Source organism: Microbacterium sp. sgz311019 (assembly GCF_056135325.1).
Window position 1 is genome coordinate 59,266 of the sequence record NZ_JBWAXO010000005.1, and the last position, 24,416, is coordinate 83,681.

The 24,416-nt window shown below is 67.1% G+C and carries 18 protein-coding genes; 12 read left to right on the top strand and 6 right to left on the bottom strand.

The genetic code is table 11. From position 1 onward, the window contains the following. Position 1 precedes the first annotated feature (1 nt). The 5 genes from AC0NZN_RS09285 to AC0NZN_RS09305 all read right to left on the bottom strand — a co-directional run bounded on the left by AC0NZN_RS09285 (position 2) and on the right by AC0NZN_RS09305 (position 4,906). On the bottom strand, positions 2 to 946 hold the full coding sequence (locus AC0NZN_RS09285; protein WP_474592010.1) for a carbohydrate ABC transporter permease: 945 nt from the start codon (positions 944 to 946) through the stop codon (positions 2 to 4). Further along, positions 946 to 1,845 carry a carbohydrate ABC transporter permease gene (locus tag AC0NZN_RS09290; protein ID WP_474592011.1) on the bottom strand — a complete coding sequence of 300 codons (900 nt, stop codon included), beginning with the start codon at positions 1,843 to 1,845 and terminating at the stop codon, positions 946 to 948. Before AC0NZN_RS09290 ends, AC0NZN_RS09285 begins: the two co-directional genes overlap by 1 nt. A 73-nt stretch (positions 1,846 to 1,918) precedes the next feature. After that, the gene (locus AC0NZN_RS09295; RefSeq protein ID WP_474592012.1) at positions 1,919 to 3,187 is read right to left on the bottom strand and encodes an ABC transporter substrate-binding protein; all 1,269 of its coding nucleotides are present in this window, start codon (positions 3,185 to 3,187) and stop codon (positions 1,919 to 1,921) included. Between the two features lie 307 nt (positions 3,188 to 3,494). Then, positions 3,495 to 4,205 (bottom strand): alpha/beta hydrolase, encoded by a 711-nt coding sequence (locus AC0NZN_RS09300; protein ID WP_474592013.1) that lies wholly within the window; start codon positions 4,203 to 4,205, stop codon positions 3,495 to 3,497. Next, entirely contained in the window at positions 4,202 to 4,906 is a 705-nt protein-coding gene (locus AC0NZN_RS09305) for a GntR family transcriptional regulator (protein ID WP_474592014.1), read from the bottom strand. Before AC0NZN_RS09305 ends, AC0NZN_RS09300 begins: the two co-directional genes overlap by 4 nt. An 80-nt stretch (positions 4,907 to 4,986) precedes the next feature. Between AC0NZN_RS09305 and manD the strand changes: the two genes are divergently transcribed. From manD to AC0NZN_RS09365, 12 genes are all read left to right on the top strand, one after another. Continuing rightward, the gene (gene manD, locus AC0NZN_RS09310; RefSeq protein ID WP_474592015.1) at positions 4,987 to 6,225 is read left to right on the top strand and encodes a D-mannonate dehydratase ManD; all 1,239 of its coding nucleotides are present in this window, start codon (positions 4,987 to 4,989) and stop codon (positions 6,223 to 6,225) included. Positions 6,226 to 6,230: 5 nt separating this feature from the next. Then, positions 6,231 to 7,640: a glucuronate isomerase gene (uxaC, locus tag AC0NZN_RS09315; protein ID WP_474592267.1), complete on the top strand. Its 1,410-nt coding sequence runs from the start codon at positions 6,231 to 6,233 to the stop codon at positions 7,638 to 7,640. Positions 7,641 to 7,696: 56 nt separating this feature from the next. Further along, positions 7,697 to 9,010, top strand: a complete 1,314-nt coding sequence (locus AC0NZN_RS09320) for a mannitol dehydrogenase family protein (RefSeq protein WP_474592016.1) — start codon at positions 7,697 to 7,699, stop codon at positions 9,008 to 9,010. Between the two features lie 172 nt (positions 9,011 to 9,182). Further along, positions 9,183 to 10,628, top strand: coding sequence for a purine-cytosine permease family protein (locus AC0NZN_RS09325; protein WP_474592017.1), 1,446 nt, complete (start codon positions 9,183 to 9,185; stop codon positions 10,626 to 10,628). Beyond that, positions 10,625 to 11,086 carry a nucleoside deaminase gene (locus tag AC0NZN_RS09330; protein ID WP_474592018.1) on the top strand — a complete coding sequence of 154 codons (462 nt, stop codon included), beginning with the start codon at positions 10,625 to 10,627 and terminating at the stop codon, positions 11,084 to 11,086. Before AC0NZN_RS09325 ends, AC0NZN_RS09330 begins: the two co-directional genes overlap by 4 nt. 655 nt (positions 11,087 to 11,741) lie before the next feature. Then, positions 11,742 to 13,898, top strand: a complete 2,157-nt coding sequence (locus AC0NZN_RS09335; protein WP_474592019.1) for a DUF5054 domain-containing protein — start codon at positions 11,742 to 11,744, stop codon at positions 13,896 to 13,898. Between the two features lie 105 nt (positions 13,899 to 14,003). After that, entirely contained in the window at positions 14,004 to 15,305 is a 1,302-nt protein-coding gene (locus tag AC0NZN_RS09340; RefSeq protein ID WP_474592020.1) for an ABC transporter substrate-binding protein, read from the top strand. A gap of 124 nt (positions 15,306 to 15,429) precedes the next feature. Then, positions 15,430 to 16,374, top strand: coding sequence for a carbohydrate ABC transporter permease (locus AC0NZN_RS09345; protein ID WP_474592021.1), 945 nt, complete (start codon positions 15,430 to 15,432; stop codon positions 16,372 to 16,374). Continuing rightward, positions 16,371 to 17,207, top strand: a complete 837-nt coding sequence (locus AC0NZN_RS09350; protein ID WP_474592022.1) for a carbohydrate ABC transporter permease — start codon at positions 16,371 to 16,373, stop codon at positions 17,205 to 17,207. Before AC0NZN_RS09345 ends, AC0NZN_RS09350 begins: the two co-directional genes overlap by 4 nt. 72 nt (positions 17,208 to 17,279) lie before the next feature. Beyond that, the gene (locus tag AC0NZN_RS09355; protein ID WP_474592023.1) at positions 17,280 to 20,405 is read left to right on the top strand and encodes a glycoside hydrolase family 38 N-terminal domain-containing protein; all 3,126 of its coding nucleotides are present in this window, start codon (positions 17,280 to 17,282) and stop codon (positions 20,403 to 20,405) included. Between the two features lie 31 nt (positions 20,406 to 20,436). Next, the gene (locus tag AC0NZN_RS09360) at positions 20,437 to 21,405 is read left to right on the top strand and encodes an ROK family protein (RefSeq protein ID WP_474592024.1); all 969 of its coding nucleotides are present in this window, start codon (positions 20,437 to 20,439) and stop codon (positions 21,403 to 21,405) included. Continuing rightward, on the top strand, positions 21,402 to 23,216 hold the full coding sequence (locus AC0NZN_RS09365; protein ID WP_474592025.1) for a class I mannose-6-phosphate isomerase: 1,815 nt from the start codon (positions 21,402 to 21,404) through the stop codon (positions 23,214 to 23,216). The genes AC0NZN_RS09360 and AC0NZN_RS09365 overlap by 4 nt, the downstream gene beginning before the upstream one ends. 58 nt (positions 23,217 to 23,274) lie before the next feature. Here the strand turns inward: AC0NZN_RS09365 and AC0NZN_RS09370 are convergent, their stop codons facing one another. Further along, on the bottom strand, positions 23,275 to 24,405 hold the full coding sequence (locus AC0NZN_RS09370; protein WP_474592026.1) for an ROK family transcriptional regulator: 1,131 nt from the start codon (positions 24,403 to 24,405) through the stop codon (positions 23,275 to 23,277). Positions 24,406 to 24,416: the final 11 nt, after the last annotated feature.

Genomic DNA, 24,416 nt, shown 5'->3' on the forward strand with positions numbered 1-24,416 from the left:
ATCAGCCCTTCGTCGCCCCGGCGACCAGGCCGCCGATGATGTGCCGCTGCATGATGACGAAGAAGATCATCACCGGCGCGACGGCCAGGAGAAGTGTCGGGAAGACCGTCGTGTAGTCCGTCTGGTACTGGCCGACGGCGGCGAAGACACCGGTCGTCACCGTGTGGATCCCGGAACTCGGGCCCAGGATGATCTGGGGGTTGATCCAGTCGTTCCAGATGCTGACGGAGTTCAGAACCAGGATGGTCCCCACCACGGGCTTCATCATCGGGAAGATGCACGACCAGAACGCCCGGATCTTGCCCGCCCCGTCGAGCTCGGCGGCTTCGTCGATCTCTCGAGGGAGGGACCTGATGTAGGCCGTGAACAGGAAGATCGTGATCGGGAGCGTCAGCGCGGTCTCGAAGAGCACGAATCCGGGGATCGTGCCGATGAGGCCGAGCACCCGAAGGACGTAGACGACCGGGATGAGCGTGACCTGGCCGGGGATGAAGAGCCCCGATACGAAGAACAGCAGCAATGCGAGGTGCCACTTGCTCTTGCCGCGGGCGATCACATACGCGGCCGGCGACGCGATCACGATGCAGAAGAAGTTGACGAGGAGCACGAACAGCACGGTGATGCCGTAGGCGCCGAGGACGTTGAAGTCCTTGCTGGTCGCCGCCTTCACGAGGTAGGTCAACGAGAACGAGCCGGGGGAGAATCCGAGCGGATTCGCGAAGATGTCCGCCTGGGACTTGAACGCGCTGATGACCATGATGTACATCGGCACGAGCATGACCACCGCCAGCAGCGCGATGAACAGCCACTTCAGAATGCGCGGAGCGAGGGGAACTCGGATCTTGGTCGTCCGGGCTGCGCGCCCCCGGCGCTCGCGGCGCTCGGGGGTGACGTCGACGGCGACGTCACCGATCGAATCGGGGGGACTTGCTTCGATGGTCGACATCACTCGCTCACCTTCTTCTCGGCGCCGCGGCGAGCGAGCGTGACGGCGATGCCCAGCACGGCCGTGACGACGAGAAGGATGACGGACTGCGCCGCGCCGAATCCGAGCCGGGCATTCTGAAATGAGTCGCTCAAGATCTGGTACACGATGGTCTGCGTCGACCCCGCCGGTCCGCCATCCGTCAAGGACACGACGATGTCGTAGACCTTGAGCAGGCCGACGACGCTGAGGACGACGTTGACGGTCACGATGGGCGCGAGCATCGGCAGCGTGATGTTGCGGAACTGCGCCCACTTGCCTGCACCGTCGACCGTGGCGGCCTCGTAGAGTTCGGCGGGTATGGACTTCAGGCCGGCGATGTAGAGGATCATGCTGAACCCGAAGCTCGCCCACACGATAGTGGCGATGATCGTGCCCTTGGCGAATGTGGCCTCTGTGAGGAAAGGCACCTCGGGAAGGCCGTTTCGGGTCAGGAGGGAATTCACGACTCCGTGCGGTGCGAGGAGGGCCGACCACAGGAAGCCGATGATGAGGGCGCTGATGATGTGGGGGAAGAAGAAGACCATGCGCGCGGTCGAGTTGAGCGCACCCGAGCCGGCGATGAGGGCTGCGGTGAGGAGTCCGAGGGCATTGCATGCCAGGGTGCCGACGACGGCGATGGCCAGGGTGAAGGTGGCAGCGTCGATGCTGCGCGGGTTCCTGAAGGCGCGGGCGTAGTTCTCGAAGCCGATGAAGTCGAAGTTGAGGCTGTAGCCGGTCCAGTTCGTGAAACTCAGCACGAACGCGAGTCCCATCGGGATCACGAAGATGGCGGTGAACAGGGCGACCGCGGGAGCGGTCATCAGGAAGCCGGGCATTCGCCGCTTCCAGATGGTCAGGACCTTGGATGCATCGGTCATCTTCGACCTCTCAATTCGTGGGGTGTGGTGACGGTGGGGACGTGAGGAGACCTCACGCCCCCACCGATGTGCGCTACTGCGCCGCGAACCAGTCGTCCATGGCCTTCAGCATCGCGTCGGCCGACCCGCCGGTCATGAGGGCCTGCGTCTGCGCGTTCAGCTCGTTGTTGTAGCCCGGAGCGACCGTGCGCTCGCCGTACCCGTCACCCGACGGGGTGAACGCCTTGGCGGGGGTGTCGGCGATGATCTTCTGCAGCTCGGCACCGAGCGGCGTCGTCTTGTACTCGTAACCCTGGCGGAAGTTGCCGTCCGCCTGGAGCTGCGAGGTCACCGCGGCCCTGTCGGTCACCAGGTACTCGACGAGCTTCGCTGCGGCATCCTGGTGCTTCGACGCCTTCATGATGATGTACGGGTTCGCCATGTTGGCGATCTGGGCAGGAGTCTTCACGCCGTCCTCGGCCGGGGCCGCGAACACGCCGATCTCCGGCTTGCTGGTCGCCTTCGCCTCGGCCGCGGAGAACCAGGCGCCCATCGGGTACATCGCGGCCTTGCCTGCGAGGAACGACGCCTCGGCGTCCGCGTACTTCACACCCACGGCATCGGCGGGGATGTAGCCGTCTTTGACCCACGACGCGAAGCGCTTGACCGCCGCGCTGTAGGTGTCGCTCCACTTCTTGTCGCCCGAGGAGATGTGCTTGTACCAGTCGGGATCTTTGCCGATGACGGTCGGGATGCCGGTGTACTGCATGGCGAGCTGGCTCATCCACTCGCCACCGCTCTGGATGGGAGTCCACCCGGCATCCTTCAGCTTCTTCAGGTCCGCCTCGAACTCCGCCATCGTCGCCGGGGGCGCGGTGATCCCCGCATCCTGGAACGCCTTCTTGTTGTAGAAGATCGTGCCCTGCAGCTGGAAGCCGACGCCGGCGACGAGGTTCTTGCCCTCCATCTTGTACTGGTCGGCGAGGGGGCCCTTCTTCGCCCACGTGTACTTCGAGAGGTCGACGAGCTCCGGCGCCAGGGTCGCGTTCGGGGTCAGCGTCTCAACGACGTCGGGGACATCGCCCGAGGCGAGAAGCGTGGGCAGGGTGGCGCTCACCGACTTGACGGGCGGCACGATCTTGACCGTGATGTTGGGGTTGGCCAGCTCGAACGGCGTGATGAGCGCGTTCCAGTAGGCCTGCGTCAGGTTGGGGGTGATGTTGACGAGCATGCTGAGCTCGACCTTCTCCTGCGGGGCTGCGCTGGCAGCGGGGGCGCTGCCAGAGGAGCTGCACCCCGTGAGGACGAGGCCGACAGCGGCGAGGCCGGCGGCCGCCGCCACAGTGAAACGGCGTGTGATCATCGTTGAACCTTCCGTGGTTTCGGGATCCCCTTGGTGAGGAACATCGCCAGATTACGATAATCGATAATCGTTGGCAAGAGAGTAATCGATAATCGTCGGAGTGATCCGGTCGTGAGGCTCGCACGACGAACTGCCGTCGTGCGGGTGCCGCGGCGCGGGACTCCGCCTCGGGGGAGACGGCGTCGCGAAGGGGACGCAATATCGTACGTGGCGGAACTGGGGGCCGTTCCCCGAGGGCCCCCGGTTGCTCGACCCAGGAGGCCGTGGCACTCCGAGGTCCTCGCGCCAGGAGGACGCTGACCTCTCGTCAGCGCCACCGCCGGCGCAGCCAGCGGACGCTCGATCCGAACCATTCCGAGAAGGCCGCCGCCGGCGCGATGCTTCCGAACTCGTGTGACCTCCCCAGCCCGAGACCGTGCGGCCCTTCCTCGAAGACGTGAAGCTCGAAATCGACGCCCGCCTCCTCGAGGGCGGCGGCGAAGGCCACCGTGTGCGCGACGGGAACGATGGCGTCCTCGCGGGTCGCGAAGAGGAAGGTCGGCGGATTGCCGGGACCGACGTGCGGGACCACGGGCTGGTAGGGGCGCCCCGCAGCCAGCGTGAGGTCCTTCGTGATGGCGTATCCGAGGAGAAGCGCATCGGGACGGTTCCGTCCGATCGTTCCCAGCGAGGCTGCGAGGTGGCCTCCTGCGGAGAACCCGATCACAGCGAGCCGGCGCGGCGCGACTCCCCACTCGTCGGCATGGAGGCGGATGGCGGCGACCGCGGCTTCCGCATCGTCGAGCGCCTGGGCGAAGGTCGCCTCGGGACCGACGCTGTAGCGCAGGACGAACGCATGGAACCCTTCTGCGAGGTAGGCGAGCGCGACGGGCTCGCCCTCGCCCGGACTCAGCGTCATGTAGCCGCCGCCCGGAACGACGAGCACGGCTGGGAGGCGTTTCGACGGCGAACCCCCGTCATGCAGGAAGGCCGTGAGGTGGGCGCCGTTCGCGCCGACCGGCCGAGTGACGTGAATCACCTGGCGAGCTGTGATGCGATTTCGGATGCGTCGGGGCGCTCGACGTCCTCGAGGTGGAGGTTCCCGCTCGCGTGGCGACGGAAGAGGTCGGCGGCGTGTTGAGGATCCCCGCCGTCGAGCGCGCTGAGCAAGTCTCGATGCGACTGCGCCACTCGCCCCCAATCGCCCGGATACTTGGGGTCCGACAGCACGTGGAGCGATCGAAGGCTCGGCTCGATGATGTCCCACATTCGTGGGAGGTGACTGTTCCCGCTCGCGACGATGACCGCGCGGTGGAATTCGAAGTCCAGTTCGCGAAAAGCGGTGACATCGTCGGCAGCCGCCGACTCCGACATGCGCCCGATGAGATCGTCGAGCGCATGTTGGGTCGCGGCATCCAATCGTCCGCACGCGAAGCGACCGGCAAGCTCCTCGAGCATCACCCGGGCGGTCTTCGCCTGTTCCGCCTCGTCCCGCGTGAAGTCCGCCACGAAACTGCCGTGGTGGCGCACCTGCTGGACGAGACCGTCGTGCGTGAGGCGCTTGAGCGCTTCGCGCACGGGGGATTGGCTCACGTGGAGTTGTCGAGCCAGCTGCGACTCGACCAGCTGTGCGCCCGGGCGCAGCGTCGAGTCCCGGATCATGCTCTTGATCATCGTGTAGATCTGATCGGAAAGCAGACCCCTGTCGAGATCCGGCATGCGTGCGACGAGGTCTGACATGGTGTAACAATAGCCGATAATCGACTATCGCTAATCACTTGCAGCGAGAGCTTCGACGACGAGCGGACAAGGAACACACCATGATCATCGACAAGGCCGACGTGATCGTCACGAGCCCGGATCGCAACTTCGTCACCCTCAGGATCACGACGGATGACGGACTCACGGGCCTCGGGGATGCGACCTTGAACGGGCGGGAGCTCGCCGTGGTCGCGTACCTCACCGAGCATGTCGTGCCACTCCTGATCGGCTCCGACGCGTCGCGCATCGAGGACACCTGGCAGTTCCTGTATCGCTCGGCGTACTGGCGGCGCGGCCCGGTCACGATGGCGGCGATCGCCGCCGTGGACATGGCGCTGTGGGACATCAAGGGCAAGGCGGCGGGGATGCCCGTCTACCAGCTGCTCGGCGGCGCGAGTCGCACGGGGCTTCTGGCGTACGGTCATGCGTCGGGCAGAGACCTGCCGGAGCTGTTCGACTCGGTGCGCGCGTACCTCGCGCAGGGATACAAGGCGATTCGCATCCAGTCCGGCGTGCCCGGTCTGAAGGCCATCTACGGGATCGGCTCGCAGGCCGCGGCTCTGGGCGGCGGTGAGGTTCGCTACGACTACGAGCCCGCCCGGCGCGGAGCCCGGCCAGTGGAGGAGGACTGGGACACCCGTGCTTACCTCAACCACCTGCCGGGCGTGTTCGAGGCCGTCCGCAACGAGTTCGGGCCCGACATCCCGCTGCTGCACGACGGCCACCACCGGATGACGCCCATCCAGGCTGCCCGGCTGGGCAAGGCGCTCGAGCCGTTCGACCTGTTCTGGCTGGAGGACTGCACGCCGGCCGAGAACCAGGAGGCGCTCACCCTCGTCCGCCGGCACACGACGACCCCGTTGGCGATCGGCGAGGTCTTCAACACCGTGTGGGACTTCAAGGACATCATCCGCGATCAGCTCATCGACTACGTCCGCGGCGCCGTCACCCACATGGGTGGGATCTCGCCGCTGAAGAAGACGCTCGACTACGCGGCGCTGTACCAGGTGAAGTCCGGCATGCACGGGCCTACCGACATCTCCCCGGTCGGCATGGCCGCCGCACTGCACCTGGGTCTGGCGATCCACAACTTCGGGATCCAGGAGTACATGAAGCACGGAGCGAAGACCGACAGCGTGTTCCGCCAGTCCTTCACGTGGCGCGACGGGATGCTGCATCCCGGCGACCAGCCCGGATTGGGCGTCGAGCTCGACCTCGACGAATCCGGCAAATACCCGTACGAGCAGGCCTACCTGCCGTACAACCGCCTGGCAGACGGCACCGTACACGACTGGTGAGCGCGATGACCATGCCCGCTGCGCAACTGCGCGACCCCGATCGGCTGTTGCCCGCCGACCCCACAGTGCGCGCGATCGCGCGCGACCTGTACGAGCGCGTCGCCGACGCGCCGATCATCTCGCCCCACGGGCATGTGCCCGCCGAGATGCTCGCCGCGGATACGCCATTCGCGGATGCGGCCGAGCTCCTGGTGACCAAGGATCACTACGTCACGCGGATGCTTCACGCGGCGGGCGTGCCCCTGCGATCGCTCGGCGTCGGCCCGGACGGCACCTCCGCCGACCCTCGCGAGAGCTGGCGACTCCTCGCGTCCCACTGGCATCTGTTCGCCGGGACTGCGTCGGGGTACTGGATCGAGGAGGAGCTCGCCTCGGTGTTCGGCATCGAAGAACGACTGGGCGCCGACACGGCCGATCGGATCTTCGATCGGATCGGGGTTCGGCTGGCGTCGCCGGAGTACCGGCCCAGCGCGCTGTTCCGCCGATTCGGGATCGAGGTGCTCGCCACGACTGATGACCCGCTCGACGACCTCGCGCACCATGCGGCGCTGCGTTCCTCGAACATCGGCGGTCGCGTGGTGCCGACTTTTCGCCCTGACCGCTATGTCGATCCCGACGCCGCGGGCTTCGCAGAGAATGTGCAGGCGCTGCTCACGGCCACCGCGCGGCCCACGACTTTCGCGGGGTACCTGGCCGGGCTCGAGGCGCGTCGCGAGTACTTCGTGCAGCACGGAGCGGTCTCGACGGATCATGGTGTGGAGGAGCTGTTCACCGCCGACCTCGAGCCTGCGGACGCTGAGCGACTCTTCCAGCAGGTCATCGCCGGGACCGCGGACGCCACGGAGCGGCCTCTCTTCCGCGGGCACATGCTCATGCAGATGGCGCGCATGAGCGTAGACGACGGGCTCGTCATGACGATCCACCCGGGCGTGCTGCGCGGCCACAGCTCCGCGACGCTGGACCGCCTCGGCCCCGACACCGGGCACGACATCCCTGTATCGACAGACTTCACGCACGGCATCCGGCCCCTGTTGGAGAAGTACGGACTCGAACCCGACCTGCACATCGTGCTGTTCACGGTCGACGAGACCACCTTCTCGCGGGAGATCGCCCCGCTCGCGGGCTTCTACCCGAGCCTGTACATCGGCGCGCCGTGGTGGTTCCTCGACGCCCCGGATGCCATCACGCGGTTCCGCTCGGCCGTGACCGAGACGGCGGGCTTCTACCGGGGCGCCGGGTTCATCGACGATACGCGTGCGTTCGCTTCGATCCCGGCTCGGCACGACACCGCCCGCCGGACGGATGCTGCGTTCCTGGCGCGCTATGTCGCCGAAGGCCGCATCGCTCTGCCGGTGGCCGAGCGCATCGCGGACGACTTGGTCGACGCGATCCCGCGCAGGGCGTTCAAGCTGTGATCGGCGTCGGCTCACCCCTCCGCCTCACTCGCGACGTCGCGGATGAACGGACGCCGGTGCCGCCTGTGCGGATCGTGCACCTCGGTCTCGGCGCCTTCCATCGCGCTCACCAGGCGTGGTACACCGCGCGGGCGGCGGATGCCGCGGACTGGGGCATCGCCGCGTTCACGGGCCGCTCGAGTGACCTGGTGGAGCGGCTCGCGCCGCAAGGCGGCCTGTTCACGCTCGTCGAGCGCGGCCCCGACGGCGACCGGTTCGAGGTCGTGCCCAGCATCGTCCACATTGCACCCGGTGACGACGTGGCGGCGTTCGTGAAGGCTCTCGCGAACCCGGATGTCGCCATCCTCACCCTCACGATCACCGAGGCCGGGTACCGGCTCGACCGTGACGGGAAGCTCGACGTCGAGCACCCGGACGTGCGAGCCGACATCGCTTTGCTGCGCCGCGGGTTCTCCCTCGAGGCGCATCCGGCCATCCCGCTCGCCCGAATCCTCATGGCCCTCGAGGCCCGGCGGCAGGCGGACGCGCCGCCGATCGCGATCGTGCCGTGCGACAACCTCCCCGCCAATGGGCTCCTCGTCGCGAGCGCGCTGCACGATCTCGCCGAGCAGGTCGACGCCGAGCTCGCCGAGTGGCTGGGCAGCGGCATCCGCGTCGTCTCGACCTCCGTCGACCGCATCACCCCCCGGCTCACGGACGCCGACATCGAGGGAGTCCGCGACGCGACGGGTTGGATCGATCAGGCGCCTGTGGTCACCGAGCCGTTCGCCGACTGGGTGCTCTGCGGAGAGTTCCCCTCCGGGCGCCCGGACTGGGCGTCCGCCGGCGCGCGGTTCGTCGCGGACATCGATCCCTGGGAGCACCGCAAGCTCTGGATGCTCAACGGCGCGCATACGCTCCTCGCGCTCGTCGGTGGAGTGCGCGGCCACGCCTTCGTGGCCGACGCCTTCGGCGACCCGGACGTGCTCGCCGCAGTGGAGGCACTCTGGGACGAAGCGGCCCGCCATCTGCCGACCGTCGAGGTCGACGACTATCGCGTTTCGCTTCGCGAGCGGTTCCGCAACCCGCGCATCGCCCACCGTCTCGACCAGATCGCTCAGGACTCGCTCACCAAACTGCGCTTGCGCATCGTCCCGATCGCGTTGCGCGAACGCGCCGCCGGCCTGACCGCCTCCGGGTGTGTGATGGTCATCGCCGCGTGGCTCGTCTCGATCGCGCAGGGACGAACTCCGCATCCGGATGTGAGCGGGCACGGAGTCCTCGACCCCGGCTTCCTCGTCGGCGTGCTCGAGGAGAGCCTTGGCCGGGACCGTGCATTCTGCCGCGAGGTGGAACGGACTTTCGCCGCGCTGACGGAGAGCCTGGGCTGACGAGGAATCCCTCGTGAGGAGTCGTCCACCCCGTTGCGATGCTGCACCCCCGGCTCGAATCCGGCGCGGAGCCGCCCTCGGTAGGGGCCGCCGCACGGACGCGGCTGTTTCCGCCGTGTGAACTCTTCCTCTGCCTCTCGACCCGACGGCGCCGCGGATCTACGATGCGGACATGACAGCAACCCCCACTGTCGGTGCTTCTGCCGCGCCGAGACCCCTGTCCGTCGAGCCCGGTGGGATCGAGGCCATTCCGCCGGATCGTCGACACGGGTCGCCGTGGCAGCTCTTCTCCACCTGGACGGCGCCGAACCTCGAGTTCGCGACGGTGTTCGTGGGGGTGATCGGCGTCGCGGTCTTCGGCCTCGACTTCTGGTCGGCTGTGGCCGCGATCGTGCTCGGAAACGCCCTCGGCTCGATCACCCAGGGCATCCTGTCGACGTGGGGTCCGCGTGAGGGGCTCGCCCAGCTCGTCCTCAGCCGCACGGCGTTCGGCCTGCGCGGCAACATCCTTCCCGCCGGCCTCAACACGGTCATGGCGGGACTCGGCTGGTTCGCCACCAACTCCGTCAGCGGCGCGCTCGCGCTGACCGTGCTGACCGGGATGCCGGCCTGGCTGTCGCTCGTCATCATCGTGGCCGTCCAGGTGCTGCTCGCGTTCGTCGGGCACGACCTGGTGCAGTGGTTCGAGCGCTACGCCACGTATGTACTGGGAGTGATCTTCCTCGTCGCCGTCGTCACCATCTTCCTGCACGTCAACGTCAACGCACCGGTCAAGGGGCACGCGTTCAACTTCCCGGGCTTCACGCTCACGGCCGCGGCCGCCTTCGGTTATGCCGCCGGCTGGAATCCGTACGCGTCCGACTACAGCCGCTACCTGCCCAAGGATGCGAGCACGAAGGCGATCGCGTGGGCGGCGGGCCTCGGTGACTTCATCTCGTGCACGGTCCTCATGGCGGCCGGCGCCGCCGTCGCGTTGCTGGCGGGATTCGACCCGGCCGACCCCACAGCCGGTTTCGTCGCGCCGATGCCCCCGGTCATCCGCGATCTGACGCTGGTGGCGATCGCCATCGGCGCCGTCGCCGCCAACGCGTTGAACATCTACTCGGGAGCGATGTCGTTCCTCGCGGCCGGCGTGAAGATCAACTTCGGTCTGCGGCGCGCGATCGTGGCGCTGGGCTTCGGCATCCTCGGATTCCTCATCGCCCTCGCCGCCATCCTCAACGCGTCGTTCGGCGAATGGTACGAGAACTTCCTCCTCGTGATCGCGTACTGGATCGCACCGTGGCTCGGCATCGTCCTGGTGGATCGGTTCCTGCGCCGCGGCACGTCGATCGCCGAACTCGTGCCCGACACCGCCCGGTACCGCAACCCCGCCGGGATCGTGTCGATTCTCATCGCGGGGGTGATCTCGGTCTGGCTGTTCAGCAACCAGAGCTTCTACACCGGCCTCGTCGCGCAGGCCGTGCCGATCGGCGACCTCACCCCGCTCGTGGGCTTCGTGCTCGCCGCGGTGCTCTATTACGCCTTCTTCCGTGCCGTCAAACCGGCCGTCGGCGGCCCGCTCGCCGACGAGCCCGACGTCGTCATCGGAGTGGATGCTGCGGACACCGTCGCATGACCGCCGAAGAGGCCCCCACGGTCGAGGCGATGCTGCGGGTCGCGAAGGAGGAGGCACGCGCCGGACTGGCGGAGGGCGGCATCCCCATCGGCGCCGCGCTGTTCGATGCGACCGGACGGCTGCTGGGGCGCGGGCACAACCGGCGCGTACAGGACGGGGATGCCGCGATGCACGCCGAGACCGCCGCGTTCCATGCCGCCGGCAGGCAGCGGAGCTACCGCGACACGACGATGGTGACGACCCTGTCGCCGTGCTGGTACTGCTCGGGTCTGGTACGCCAGTTCGGGATCGGCCGGGTCATCGTGGGTGAGAATCGGAGCTTCTACGGCGGTCAGGACTGGCTCTCCGAGAACGGGGTGGAGGTGATCGTGGTCGACGATTCCGAGCTCATCGAACTGATGGGCGCGTTCATCCGCGATAACCCGGAGTTGTGGAACGAGGACATCGGCGAGGACTGACCGAGGCGCATTCTCGGGCGGACTCCTCGGGGAATCACCCCACAGACACCGCCAGGCGCGAGGCCCCGACATCCCGGTTCACGGGATGACGGGGCCTTCGTCGTGTGGACGTGGTGCGGCCCGTCGGCCATTACGAAGATCGCGGAAGAGGTTTCTTCGAAACCATTTCACGGGCTTGGGGCGCTGCTTACCGTAGGTTCACCGACTCTTCGAAGGAGATAAGTTGCGAGCGCGGACCCTCAGAATCGTCTGGGCGAATGTCGCGGCACCCGAGGCCGCGATCGCCCCCCAGGCTCTGCCTGGAATTCGGGCGTGGACGATGTCCGCTTACTCGACATTGTTTCAGCAGACCCATAACGTCACCCGTGCTACAGCACATAACCTACGCGGTGGCTTCTCGCGCTTCGCATCGCCGATGGCAGCATCCGGCGGTCCGATCTCGCGAACCAGAACATCGACACGATCAGCGCGCAGCTGCGGCCCGACGCAGACTGCCCGATTCCAGAACGCCTGGACCTCGAGCGCGGATCGGGTCATGAATGTGAGCCATCAGGCGGACGGACACGCCTGAAAGCGGCACATTCGGATTTCTCTCGTTCGCGCATCGCGGACTCCCATTCGCCATGCGAAAGCCACCCCAGACCAAGGAACATCGTTGCTCTACAACATCCCGGAATCCGTCAGTGATTCGCCCGCAACCGCGTCCGACCCGACGCTGACGAAGATCCACGTCGTCTACAAGACCCACCTCGACCTGGGCTACACCGACATGGCGGCCCGCGTGCTGCGGCGCTACCGCGACGAGTTCATCCCCACGGCGGTACGACTGGCAAGAGAGCTGCTGGAGACGACGGGTCGACGCGACTTCATCTGGAGCACGGGATCGTGGCTGGTCGCGCACGCGCTGGAGTTCGGCACCCCATCCCAGCGAGCCGAGCTGGACGCCGCCATCCGAGATGGTGTCGTCGCGTGGCATGCACTGCCGTTCTCCACTCAGACGGAGATGCAGTCGCGGAAGACGATCGATCACGGGATCGAGGTCACGCGCCGGCTCGACGACCGATACGGCCGCAACACGGTCGCGGGCAAGATGACCGACGTCCCCGGGCACACCGTCGGACTGGTGCCCGCTCTCGCGGCTGCCGGCATCCGCTATTTCCATGTGGGCGTCAACCCCGCGTCACCCGTACCGCACGTCCCGGACCACTTCCGGTGGGTCGCGCCGGACGGAAGCGAGGTGGTGACCTCTTACGACTCGTCATACGGGTCGAACGACGTGACCCTGGATGTGAAACGGATCCCGGGTGCCAACGAAGGACTCTTCCTCGCTTTCACGAGCGACAACACCGGTCCGCCCACCCGTGAGGCCGTGGCGCGACTCCTGGGCGCACTCCGCTCGCGGTACGACGCTGCGGACGTCTGCGGGTCGGACCTCGACGCCTTCGGTCGGATCGCGTGGGACGCTCGCCACCACCTGCCCGTCTTCGACCTCGAGATCGGCGACTCCTGGATCTACGGCGCCTCGAGCGATCCGACGCTCCTGTCGCGGTTCACCCGCTTGCAGCGCCTGCGCGATCGATGGCTGCAGGAGGGGGCCATTGTGGAGCATGACGAGATCGACTGGGTGCTCGGTGACCGCCTCGCGCTGATCGCCGAGCACACGTGGGGCTATGACGTCAAGAGATACCTCCCGGACTACGCGATCTTCGAGAAGTCCTCGTTCAGCGCGGCACGCGAACGCGACCAGATCGACCTCGACAAGTCGATCCCCGCCACACTCGAGTACACGCGTCAGTGGGCCGGGTGGGCGACGGGTCCGACCGGATTCGCGGCCACAGAAGCGTCGTTCGACGAGAAGCGTGCGCACTCCGACGTCGCGCTGGACGTCCTGCCGGCCGACCTGCGGGAGGAGGCCGACGCCGAGATCGACCCCCGGCTGAGCCCCGCTCCGGCGGATGCCGTGACACTCGACGGCCCGGCCGAGCACCACGGCATCAGGATCGAGCTCGATGCGCACGGCGCGTTGCAGTCGCTTTCCGTCGGGGAGCGCGAGCTGCTCGGGGGCGATGCCCGCTACACGCGAAGCGCGAAGCCCGCCGAGATCGGAGCCTATTCGTATTGGGCGTACGGCGCGGCCGATGAGCAGCGCTGGATTCGTGCGTATGTCCGCGACAAGCAGAACACGGCGGCGTGGGCGTTCCCGGATCTCGGAAAGCCGGGACTCGAGCTCGTGGAGCCCGAACGTGTGACCGAGGTCTTCCGTCCCACGACGACGCTCACACAGAGCTGGGTCGACGGCGAAGAGTTCGTCGTCCGTGCGACCGCCAGAATGCCCGAGCGATCGAGCGAGATGTTCGGTGCGCCGCGAGACGTGACGCTCGAATACCGCGTTCGGCGGAGCGGCCGGACGGTGGGGCTCCGCGTCATTGCATACCTTCGGAACAAGGATGCGTTCTACGGTCCCGAGGCGTCCTGGCTGGGGGTGCACCCCTTGGTCGAGACGCCGACGAACTGGCGCCTGGTCAAGTGCGACGTCGAGGTGGACCCCTCGAAGGTCGTGCGAGACGGCGGACGTGTGTGGCACTCCGCCCGAGAGCTTCGTTACGCCGACCAGTTCGATCGACTCGTCATCACGCCGCTCGACGCCACAGTGCTGGCGATCGGCAGACCGCGGATGTTCGAGTTCGACAACACACTTCCCGATCCGGCAGACGGGTTCGCGTTCTGTTTGCAGAACAACGCCTGGGGCACGAATTTCCGTCAATGGTTCGAGGAAGATCAGCGCGCCGAATTCGACATCGTCTTCGACTGACGGCGCGTCACCGGCCCGTGGAGCGTCACGCGCCGATCACCAGGGGCCGAAAGTACACATGTTCATTTCCGTGACCCGAACAATGAAGTGAGAAGGAGAATCACAGTGATAAGGAAAAGCGAATCGAAGACGCTGCGGCGTCTGGTCGCCGTGGCTGCGGCGGGGGCGATCTTCGCCGGCGCGCTGTCGGGGTGCAGCGGCGCGACCAAGCCTCAGGCATCCACCTCGCCGGGGACCGCGCTCACCCTCTACACCGACGGAGCAACGCCCAAGGCGGGTGAGAAGAACCCGGTCTACGACGAGGCCAACAAGGTGTCCGGCTACCCGGTGAAGGTGACCGGTCTCAACGAGACGACCAACTACATCCAGAACGTCGTACAGTCGCTCCCGACATCGAAGACCGGCGACATCCTCAAGTGGTGGAGCGGGACGATGCTGCAGGGTCTCGCTGCAACGGGCCAGATCGAAGACCTCACTCCTATCTGGGACGCGGCGGTGAAGGCCGGTGATCTCGACGATTCGCTGCGCCCGGCGTACTCGTACAACGGGAAGGTCTACGCCGTTCCGAGCTTCCAGGCGTACTGGACGGTCTTCTACAGCAAGGACGCGTTCGCGAAGGCCGGCATCGACGGTCCGCCGACGACCTGGGCCGAGTTCGAAGACGATGCGGCCAAGCTGGCTGCCATCGGGCAGCCCATGTGCACGGGTCAGGCCGAAGGCTGGCCGTCGTTCGTGTTCTTCCAGCTTCTGCTGGGCAGCATCTCGCCCAAGTTCTATCAGGATCTGACGTCCGGCAAGGCGAACTTCAGCGACCCGCAGGTGCAGAAGGCGCTCACGACCTGGAAGAAGTGGATCGACAACAAGTGGGTCACCGCTCCTGACACCAAGACGTTCGACTGCCCTGCGAAGATGGCGGCCGGCAAGGTCGGCATGCTGCCTGGTGCGCAGTGGAACAACAGCCTCTTCCAGCAGGTCAACTACGACTCCGCGGACAAGGTCGGCGCCTTCGTCGCTCCGTCATTCACCGCGGGCGGACGCCCGGCGGCATTCGTCGAGACATCCGCGTTCGTGGTTCCGAAGAATGCCGCGCACAAGGACGCTGCCCTGAAGTGGCTCGCGACCTCGTTGACCGAGCAGGTCCAGTCGCTCGCCACCCTCTCCGCGAACCCGAAGGTGAAGCCGAAGGACCCCCTCGCCCAGGAAGTCGACGCGGCGATCAAGGATTCCAACGCCACGCTCCTCAACCGCTACTACGAGTCCCTTCCGCCGAAGCTGGTGCAGTCGACGATCTCGAGCCTCGGTGGGTTCATGGTCGAGCCGAACGTGCAGAAGGCCATGACCGACATGACGAGCCAGGCCAAGGCCGCGTGGACAGCGTGGAAGAAGGATCCCAACCTGGGCGGATGACAACCGTCTGATCGGGGTGTGTGGGTCTGCTGTTCCGTGCAGGCCCGCACACCCGACCTGGATCGGTGGCTGAAGAGCCGTCGATCCAGGACAGTGAACGTGAACTCCCACCGAAGGCATTCCCATGACCGCATCCGTGCGCGTAACCACACCGACCGACATCCCGAGATTGTCGGACGACCCTAGACGTCAGAGACGACGGCGCCCCGACGCGATCCTGGGCTCGCCGCGGAGTGCGATCCGATTCCTGGGTCCCGCGGTGCTCGCCGTGCTGCTCCTGTTGCTGATTCCCTTCGTCTGGTCGATCGCGCGGTCCTTCTTCGGGAACGGGTCGGCCGGGTTCGTCGGGTTCGACAACTACGTCGCGATGTTCCAGGATCCTGCCCTGCAGCTGTCGCTGCTGAACACGTTCATCTGGGCGATCGGGTCTCTGGTCCTCCCCGTCGGGCTGGGCCTGGCGATTGCCGCTTTGACGGTGGAGATGCGGCTGGGCGCGTGGGCGCGCGCGGCGGTCCTGATTCCGTGCGCGTTGGCGGGCACCGTCGTCGCGACGATCGGCAGCTTCCTGTTCGCCACCGACGGCTCCGTGAATCAACTCCTGCAGTTCTTGGGTGTACTTTCCGCAAACGACCAGATCGGCTGGCTGCTGCACTGGCCGCTGAACATCCTGTCTGCGCTTCTCATCGCGTCCTGGGCCGGCACAGGCGCCAACGTCGTGCTCTTCATGGTCGGCCTTCAGACCGTGCCTCGCGAGACGCTCGAAGCCGCTCAACTGGACGGCGCCGGCGGGTGGGTGCGCTTCTGGCGGATCACCTTCCCGCAGCTGAAAGCCATCACCGCGATCGTCGTCGGGCTGACGATCACGAACGCACTCCGCGGGTTCGACTTGATCTGGGTGCTGACCGCAGGCGGACCGAATCGCACGTCCGAGACCCTCGCGCTGTCGATGTACCGGGAGTCCTTCCTCATGCTGGACCCCGCTGTCGGCTCGGCCATTGCGGTGGTGCTCACCGTGATCGTGTTCGCCTGCTCCTGGCTCTACCTCCGGCGTCAATTGGAGAACTCATGAAGACCTTCCGGCCCACGATCCTCCTCCGCGGAGTCTTCGTCACGCTCGTCGTGATCGTCTGGCTGATTCCGACCTGGCTGGTGCTCGTCAACGCGACCACACCCGCCTCGGAATACACGGGCTCGCCCGTGTGGTGGCCGAGCGGCTTCGGGCTCTTCTCCAACATCGCCACGGCGTGGCAGGTCGGAAGCTTCACGCAGGCGGCGACGAACAGTGTCATCTACGCGGTCGTCGGCGCAGGGGCCTCGGTGATACTCGCGGCTCTCGCCGGCTTCGCGGTCGTGGTGATGCCGGTTCGGCGGCCTCGCTTCTGGTTCTGGGCGATCTACGCGGGGACTCTCCTTCCGCTCCAGATGCTGATCCTTCCGCTCTACCAGGGGGCGCTCGCCACGAATCTCTATGACACGCGGTGGGTCCTGATGATCGTGTACACCGGCATCTGCATCCCCTTCGCCTTCTTCCTTTCGCGGAATTTCCTCATCACCCTCCCGCCAGAGCTCGCGCAGGCCGCGAAAGTCGACGGCGCGGGCTGGGGGCGGATGCTGTTCAGCGTCTACCTCCCGTTGATGAAGCCGGCACTCCTCGCGGCATTCGCGTTCCAGGCGATGTTTCTGTGGAACGAACTGTTCTTCGCGATCTCCCTCACGCTGAGCTCCGAGAACATGCCTGTGATGGTGGCCCTCGCGGGTCTGCACAGCCAGGACGGTCAGGGAGCGAACCTGGGAACGCCGAACATCCTCGCCATGTCCCTCGTGCTGTCCATCCCCACCCTTCTCCTCTTCCTCGGATCGCAGCGAGTCTTCTCGGCCGGGCTGAACGTGGGGCGCACGTAGATCACGCCCCTGTGCCACCCACGGCCCCGACGTCCGCACCAGACAGCACGATTCGCCAGAAGGATCACTCTCATGTCAGGCCCTGCTCGTCCCGATAATCGTCGTACGTCGCCCGCCGACCCGAAGCGGATCGACCAGCGGTTGCGCGAGCGCGCATTCGAGATCACCGCCTCCCCGATCCCCGGTGTCGCGTTCGCCGCGGAGCCGCTGCTGCGCCGGGGCTCCCGGGGCCTCGAGCAGCCGCTGCGGATCGCGACGGAGCACTCCATCACCGAAGCATCCATCACACTGTGCGACGGGACGGTCCTCCATCCGCAGCCGGAGCGCGTGACGGGGGGCGTGCGGCTCTTCATCCCCGAGGTGGGCGAAGAGATCGAGGTCGCCGTCCGCCTTCCGGAAGTGTGCGATGAGCCCGCGATGATCCGCATCCCACCGGTGCGCCGCTGGGAGATCTCGGTCGTGCATCACTCCCACCTCGACATCGGCTACACGGACCTCCAAGGTCGGGTCCTCACCGAGCATCTCGCGTACCTGGACCATGCGCTGCACCTGGCGGAGCAGTCGCAGCAGCCCGGGGGCACGGCTTTCGTGTGGAGCGTCGAGTCGATCTGGGTGCTGCGGGAATGGATGTCGCTGCGCCGGCCCGAGGTCGTCGAGCGGTTCCTCGCGCAGGTCAGGGCGGGGCGGATCGAGGTCGCCGCGATGCCGTTCAACGTCCACACCGAGGCGTGCTCCACCGAAGAACTGCACGGGCTGATGCGGTATGCCGCCGAGATCTCGGAGAAGCACGACATCGAGTTCCCCCTGGCCTATCAGACCGACGTTCCGGGGACCGTCGCCGGATTCGTCGACGCGCTCGCCGAGAACGGTGTGAAGTACCTCACCCTGTCGCACAACTGGGCGGGACGCTCCGCGTCGTACTTCACGGGCGGACATGACGTGCCACGGCTGTTCCGCTGGGCCGCACCCTCCGGCAACAGCGTGCTCGTGTGGTTGACCACCTCCGCGCAGGGGATGGCCTATCAAGAGGGCGCGATGCTGGGATTCCATGAGTCGCTGTCGCAGGTGGACGACCTGCTTCCGCTGTTCCTTCTCTCGGAGCAGGCGACCGGCTATCCGTACGACGAAAGCGTGATGGGCTTCCTCTCCGGCACCGATGAGGTGATTCGAGGTCTGGAATCCCCGTACCCGTGGAACGAGATGATGATCCGCACGATGGGGCGGATCGGCGACAACTGCCCGCCCAACATCCGCATCTCCGAGACGGTGGAGCAGTGGAACGAACGGTGGGAGTATCCGAAGATCAGGATGCGCCGCGCCGAGGACTACCTGGCGGAGATGGAGCGGCGCCACGGGCATGAGGTCCCCACCTTCACCGGGGACTGGAACAACTGGTGGACGGATGGACTGGGGTCATCTGCCCGGTACATGCAGCTGAACCGAGAGGCGCAATCGGAGCTTCCGCAGACCGAGACGATCGCGGCCACCCTGGCGGACCAGCCGTCCGCGGACTTCGCAGAGCGCATGAATCTGGCGTGGGAAGCGGTCGAACTCTGGGACGAGCACACCTGGGGTGCGTCCGCGCCGTGGATGAGCGGCGACACCGGCGGCGAGACCGGGACGGATGAGTGGCACTGGAAGGCGGAGACCGCCCTCCGTGCGCGCCAGTCGTCCTGGCAGCTCGCACAGTCGACGCTGCAGGCGGTTGCGGAGACGCTCGGGTCCGGAGCCGGTGAGGCCGCCTTGTGGGTGCTCAACTCGGCGGGGCAGCCCCGAGCCGGGGCGGTAACCGCCTTCCTCCCTGAGCACGTCGTGGACACGCGGGCGAGCATCCGTCTCGTCGACTCCGTGACCGGCGCCGAGATCCCCTTCGGCGAGCGCAATCAGACCAATCCCGTGCACCGCTCGGCGGGACGATGGCTCGACTTCACGGTCGAGGCCGTGCCGGCAGTCGGTCGACGGCGGGTCGACGTGTTCGTCGTCGATCCGCGAGGTCGGGCCGCTCGGGCCGACGGCACGGTCGCGGCGGTGTCGGCGAGGACTCCCGTCTGGACGCTCGACAACGGCCTGATCCGTGTGGAGGTCGACCAGTTCACGGGAGACGTCCTGTCGATTCTCGATCTGCGACGGAACGTCGAGCTCGTGAATCAGGGCTCGGCGTTCGGATTCAACGCCTACGTCCATGACGAGTTCGTGACTCGTGGCGAGACGGGGCATATGGCGGGCTTCGTTCCGGACTTCGGGCCCGACCTCGTCCTCCTGAACGCTCGGCGCACCGCCGAGAACGTGTCGTTCGTGGATGCGGGACGAGACGGGTTCGGCAGCTGGATCACGTACCGCGTCTTCGGTGCTCCGTTCGAGCAGGTGGAGACCACGCTTCGACTGCCTGACGGGGCGTCGTACCTCGACATCTCCAACAAGCTGGTGAAGAAGTACACGGTGAACCACGAGAGCGGCTACTTCGCCTTCCCGTTCGCGGCGTCCGAGCCGTTCGTGCGCTACGAGATCAGCGGAGCGGTGGCAGGCACGGGAATCGAGCACGTCCCGGGTGGAGCGGCCCACGTCCACGCGGTTCGAGACTGGGTGACCGTCCACGAGGGACAGCGTGCGGCGACGCTCGTGACTCGGGATGTCCCGCTCGTGGAGATCGGTGACATCGCGCTCCCCTTCGTTCCCTTCCCCGGAACACTGCCCGCTCGCGAACCCGGCACTGTCGTCTCGTGGGTCCACAACAACCTCTGGGGGACCAACTTCCCCCAGGGGGAGGCGATATCCACCACGTTCCGGTATCGGGTGGCGGGCTTCGACGTCGCCGACCTCGACGACCTCGCCGCGCAGTCAGCCGACATCGCGTCCTCCCTGACCAGGCCCCTCATCGCCACCGCAGCCCCGTCGCGGGCCTCCTCGATGGCGCCGGCGGCCGCCGCGACATCCTCGTTGTTCGCCATCGACAACCCGCGGATCCGGCTGCTGTTCGCGCGCCGCACCGCCGGCGGCATCCTGATCGGGCTGCAGAACCTGGCCGAGAGCGAGGAATCCTGCGAGATCCGCTTCCCGTCGGGAGTCGGCTCCGCATCGAAGGCCAGCCTGCTGGGCCGGGACCCGCAGCCCGTGGAGCACACCGCGTCGACGGTGACGTGCTCCCTCGCACCCTTCGGAACGCTGGGTCTCGTCGTCCAACCGAACTCGTCACGCTGAGGCCGCGTTCCATGAGCTTCGGAGCAATACGATGAGGGCGCACGATGAGTCGCCACCGATCGCGGCGATCGACTTCGGCGGCACCGCCGTCAAGATGGGCGTCTTCGAATCCGGGGAGATCGTCGCGGCGCACGAGCTCGTCATCACGGATGGCGGGGTCGACCTCGAGTCCGTCGCGGAGCGCCTGGAGACCCTCCTCGAGGGGGCGCCTCCCACGGCCCTCGGCATCGCCGTCCCCGGCATCGTCGACCCCGGGGGGACGCGCCTTCTCGCCGCGCACGGCAAGTACGCCGACTTGCACGACGTCGACCTCAATGCGTGGTCGATGGAGCGCTTCGGGTGCCCCGCCATCGTGGAGAACGATGCGCGCGCCGCGCTCATCGGAGAGGTGACCGACGGCAGCGCCAGCGGCGTCAGAGATGCGGGGCTGATCGTGCTCGGGACCGGCATCGGGACCGCGGCGATCGTCGACGGTCGCGTCGTCCGCGGAAGCCACGGACACGCGGCGATCCTCGGCGGACACGTCACCCTCGATCTGGAGGAGCCGAAGTGCCCCTGCGGCAACATCGGCTGTGCGGAGTCTCTCGCCAGCACATGGGTGCTCGCGGCGGATGCCGCCGCCGGGCGCCTCGCGCTCGGGCGAGACCTGTCCCAGCGGGTTGCCGCCTCCCAGGGCATCGGCATCCGAGATCTGGTGGAGACCCTTCACGAAGCGGAATCTGCGTCGCTCCTCGAGCGGTACATCGCCGTCTGGGCCGCCGTCATCGTCACCCATTGTCACGCCTTCGACCCGGAGGTCGTCGTGGTGACGGGGGGCGTCATGCGCGCATCCGACGTGATTCTGCCCGCGCTGCGGGATCGCGTCCATGCTGACCTGTGGTCCTCGTCGTATCGACCGCCATTCGTGGTGCCGGACGATCCCTCGACCTCTGTCATGCGCGGCGTCGCCGCACTCGCCCACGAACTCGAGACCACCAGAACCCCCGAAGGACAGCAATGACGACCGTCGACTTCCGAGAGACCCTGCCCGCGGGACGCCCGGCTGGAGGCAGCACCTACGAGAAGATGCCGACCGTGCCCCTGCCCGACGGAAGCTCGGTCCTCGTCGGTGATGAAGCCTGGCGTGCCGCGATGGGGATCGCGTCGGCTCGCACGCACCAGCCGGTCATCGCCGTCGATGTGTACCCCGGCGGAGACGTCGCGGCCATCGTCGCGCGTGTGCGCGCGGTGTTCCCCGAGGCCGACGTCATCGACGTGGAGGAGGCGGCCGCGGCGGATTCCGACGTCATCGAATCGCTCATCGCACGCAGTCTGACGAGCGACCGCGTCTTCGGCGTGATGAGTCACTTCGCCGTCGAGGAGTTCTACGACGCCGGCCGGCTCGCTGATCTTCGTCGCCGGGTCGACGAGCGCACGGCGCCCACGGTTCTCGTCGGATGGGGCGCCGATCTCGCTGCGAGCCGGCCCGCGGACGCGCTCGTCCTCGTCGATCTGGCACGGTGGGAGATCCAGCAGCGCCTCCGGGCCGACGCTCCCAACTGGCGCGCGGGCAACGGCGGCGAGGACATCCTGCGCAAGTACAAGCGGGGATTCTTCGTCGAGTGGCGCGCCGCCGACCGCCACAAGCGGGACATCTTCGACAGGGTCGATGTCGTGGTCGACGGGAATGCCGCCGGCGATGTGGCCGGTGCGGTCCTGGGAGCCCACTTCCGGGCCGCGCTGAAGAACGCGACCACACGGCCGTTCCGCGTCGCCCCGTTCTTCGACCCCGGGGTGTGGGGCGGCCAGTGGATGAAGTCGACGCTGGATCTCGATCCGACCGCCGCCAATTACGCCTGGTGCTTCGACTGCGTTCCCGAGGAGAACTCACTGCTGCTCGAGGCCGGAGGCCGGGTCGTCGAGGTCCCCGCGATGGATCTCGTGCTGTCCCAGCCGCGCGCGTTGCTGGGCGAGCGCACGTTCGCCCGGTTCGGCGCGGAGTTCCCGATCCGCTTCGACTTCCTCGACACGGTGGGCGGTGCCAACCTCTCCCTTCAGGTGCATCCGCTGACCGAGTACATCCGCGACACATTCGGGATGGCGTACACCCAGGATGAGAGCTACTACATGCTCGACGCCGAAGACGACGCGGTCGTCTATCTCGGTGTGAAGACGGGCGTCGACCCGCAGGAGATGCTCGAGGCGCTTCGCGCGGCGACGGATGGCGAGCACCCCTTCGATGCCGCGAAGTACGTGAACACCTTCCCGGCGCGAAAGCACGATCACTTCGCGATCCCGGCGGGCACAGTGCACTGCTCGGGCGCGAACTCGATGGTGCTGGAGATCTCGGCGACGCCGTACATCTTCACGTTCAAGCTGTGGGACTGGGGGCGCGTCGGGCTCGACGGCATCCCGCGTCCCGTTCACCTCGAGCACGGTGCGAAGAACATCCAATGGGACCGGGACACCGAATGGGTGCGGGACAACCTCGTCGACCAGGTCGAGGTGCTCGCGAGCGGGCCCGGCCTTGTCGAGGAACGCACCGGTCTGCATCACCTCGAGTTCATCGAGGTGCGCCGTCACTGGTTCGAGCAGCAGGCGGCCCACGACACCGACGGCACGGTCAACGTCCTCAATCTCGTGGAGGGAGACGAGGTGGAGGTCGTCAGTCCCACCGGCGCGTTCTCGCCCTACATCGTCCACTATGCGGAGACCTTCATCGTGCCCGCGGCCGTCGGCGCGTACATCATCCGTCGCACCGCGAATTCGCGCAGTGAACGCTTCGGCACCGTCAAGGCGTACGTGCGAGGAACCAGGTCGAGTGACGACTGACGATCCGGACTTCTTCGTCGTGCCCATCCGCAGGAGGGGTGGACCGGCGGTGTCTCGGTCAGCCTCGGTCGACAGAGGTCAGCGGAGGCTGCGGGCGTCCGCTCAACCCGAGGATCCGGCGCTCGCCGAGTTCGCTTGCAAGACTGAGGGCGCCGATGACTCGGGCGTCGAATCCCACGGTGGCAGGCGTCACGTGCGGATGAGCGATGTAGGCGTCGCGATGGATCGCCTTCTCGAGGCAGTCGGCCAGCAGGCCTGCCTCGTCGGACTGATGGCCGGCAACGACGATCAACTCGGGGTCGAGCGCGAGAGTGAGTGCGGACAGTCCCGACGAGAGGGCGTTCACGTAGCGAAGGATCGCGCGGAAGGCGGGGGAGCGCTCGCCGTCGGTCAACGCGGAGGTGAACTGTGCGCGAGTCGGACGCAGGAGCGGGGCGGCGCCCCATTCCATCCTGTTGTGCGAGCCGACCGCTCCCGCGACGCCCGTCATCCCACGATGCAGATGTCCATCCACGTATACGGCCGCGTTGACACGGGTGCCCGCCCACAGGTACACGAACGTGCGCGCGCCCTTGGCCGCGCCGAACCGATGCTCGCCGACGGCCGCGAGCTGTACGTCGTTCTCCACGAGCACCGGGCAGTTGAAGCGCTCCTCCAGCTGCTGCCGCAGCGGCACTCCGTCGAGCTCCGGCATCGCGGGGGACTCCCGCATCGTGCCGTCTCGCTCGACCCACGAAGGAACTGCCAGCGCCAGCGCGGCGACGGATGCGTGCGGCAGCATGGATGTCACGGCGTCCGCGATGACCCTGACGCAGGTGCCGAAATCCCACGGCCGTCCGTTCGACGGGGCGCGGCTCTCGCCGATCTGGCGCCCGTCAAGACCGGCGATGCGAGTCACCGTCTCGCTGTTGTCGAGGTTGACCCCGACGAATGCGAACGACTTGGCTCGAAATCGGAATCGAGGCGATGGCCGCCCGGGTCGCCCGGCCTCGACCGGCATGGTCTCGATCAGCCCGTGACGCGAGAGCGCCTGCACCGCTGCGCGGACCGTCGGCGCGGAGAGATCGAGGGCATCGACGAGCTCACGGGTGGTCGCCTCGGTGCGCGCTCGCAGCTCGAGGAGCACCGACCGCTCGCCCGGGGTCCAGCTCGGCGCCGGGGGTGCGGGTGTGGCAACGGGGACAGACATGACCTCTCAAG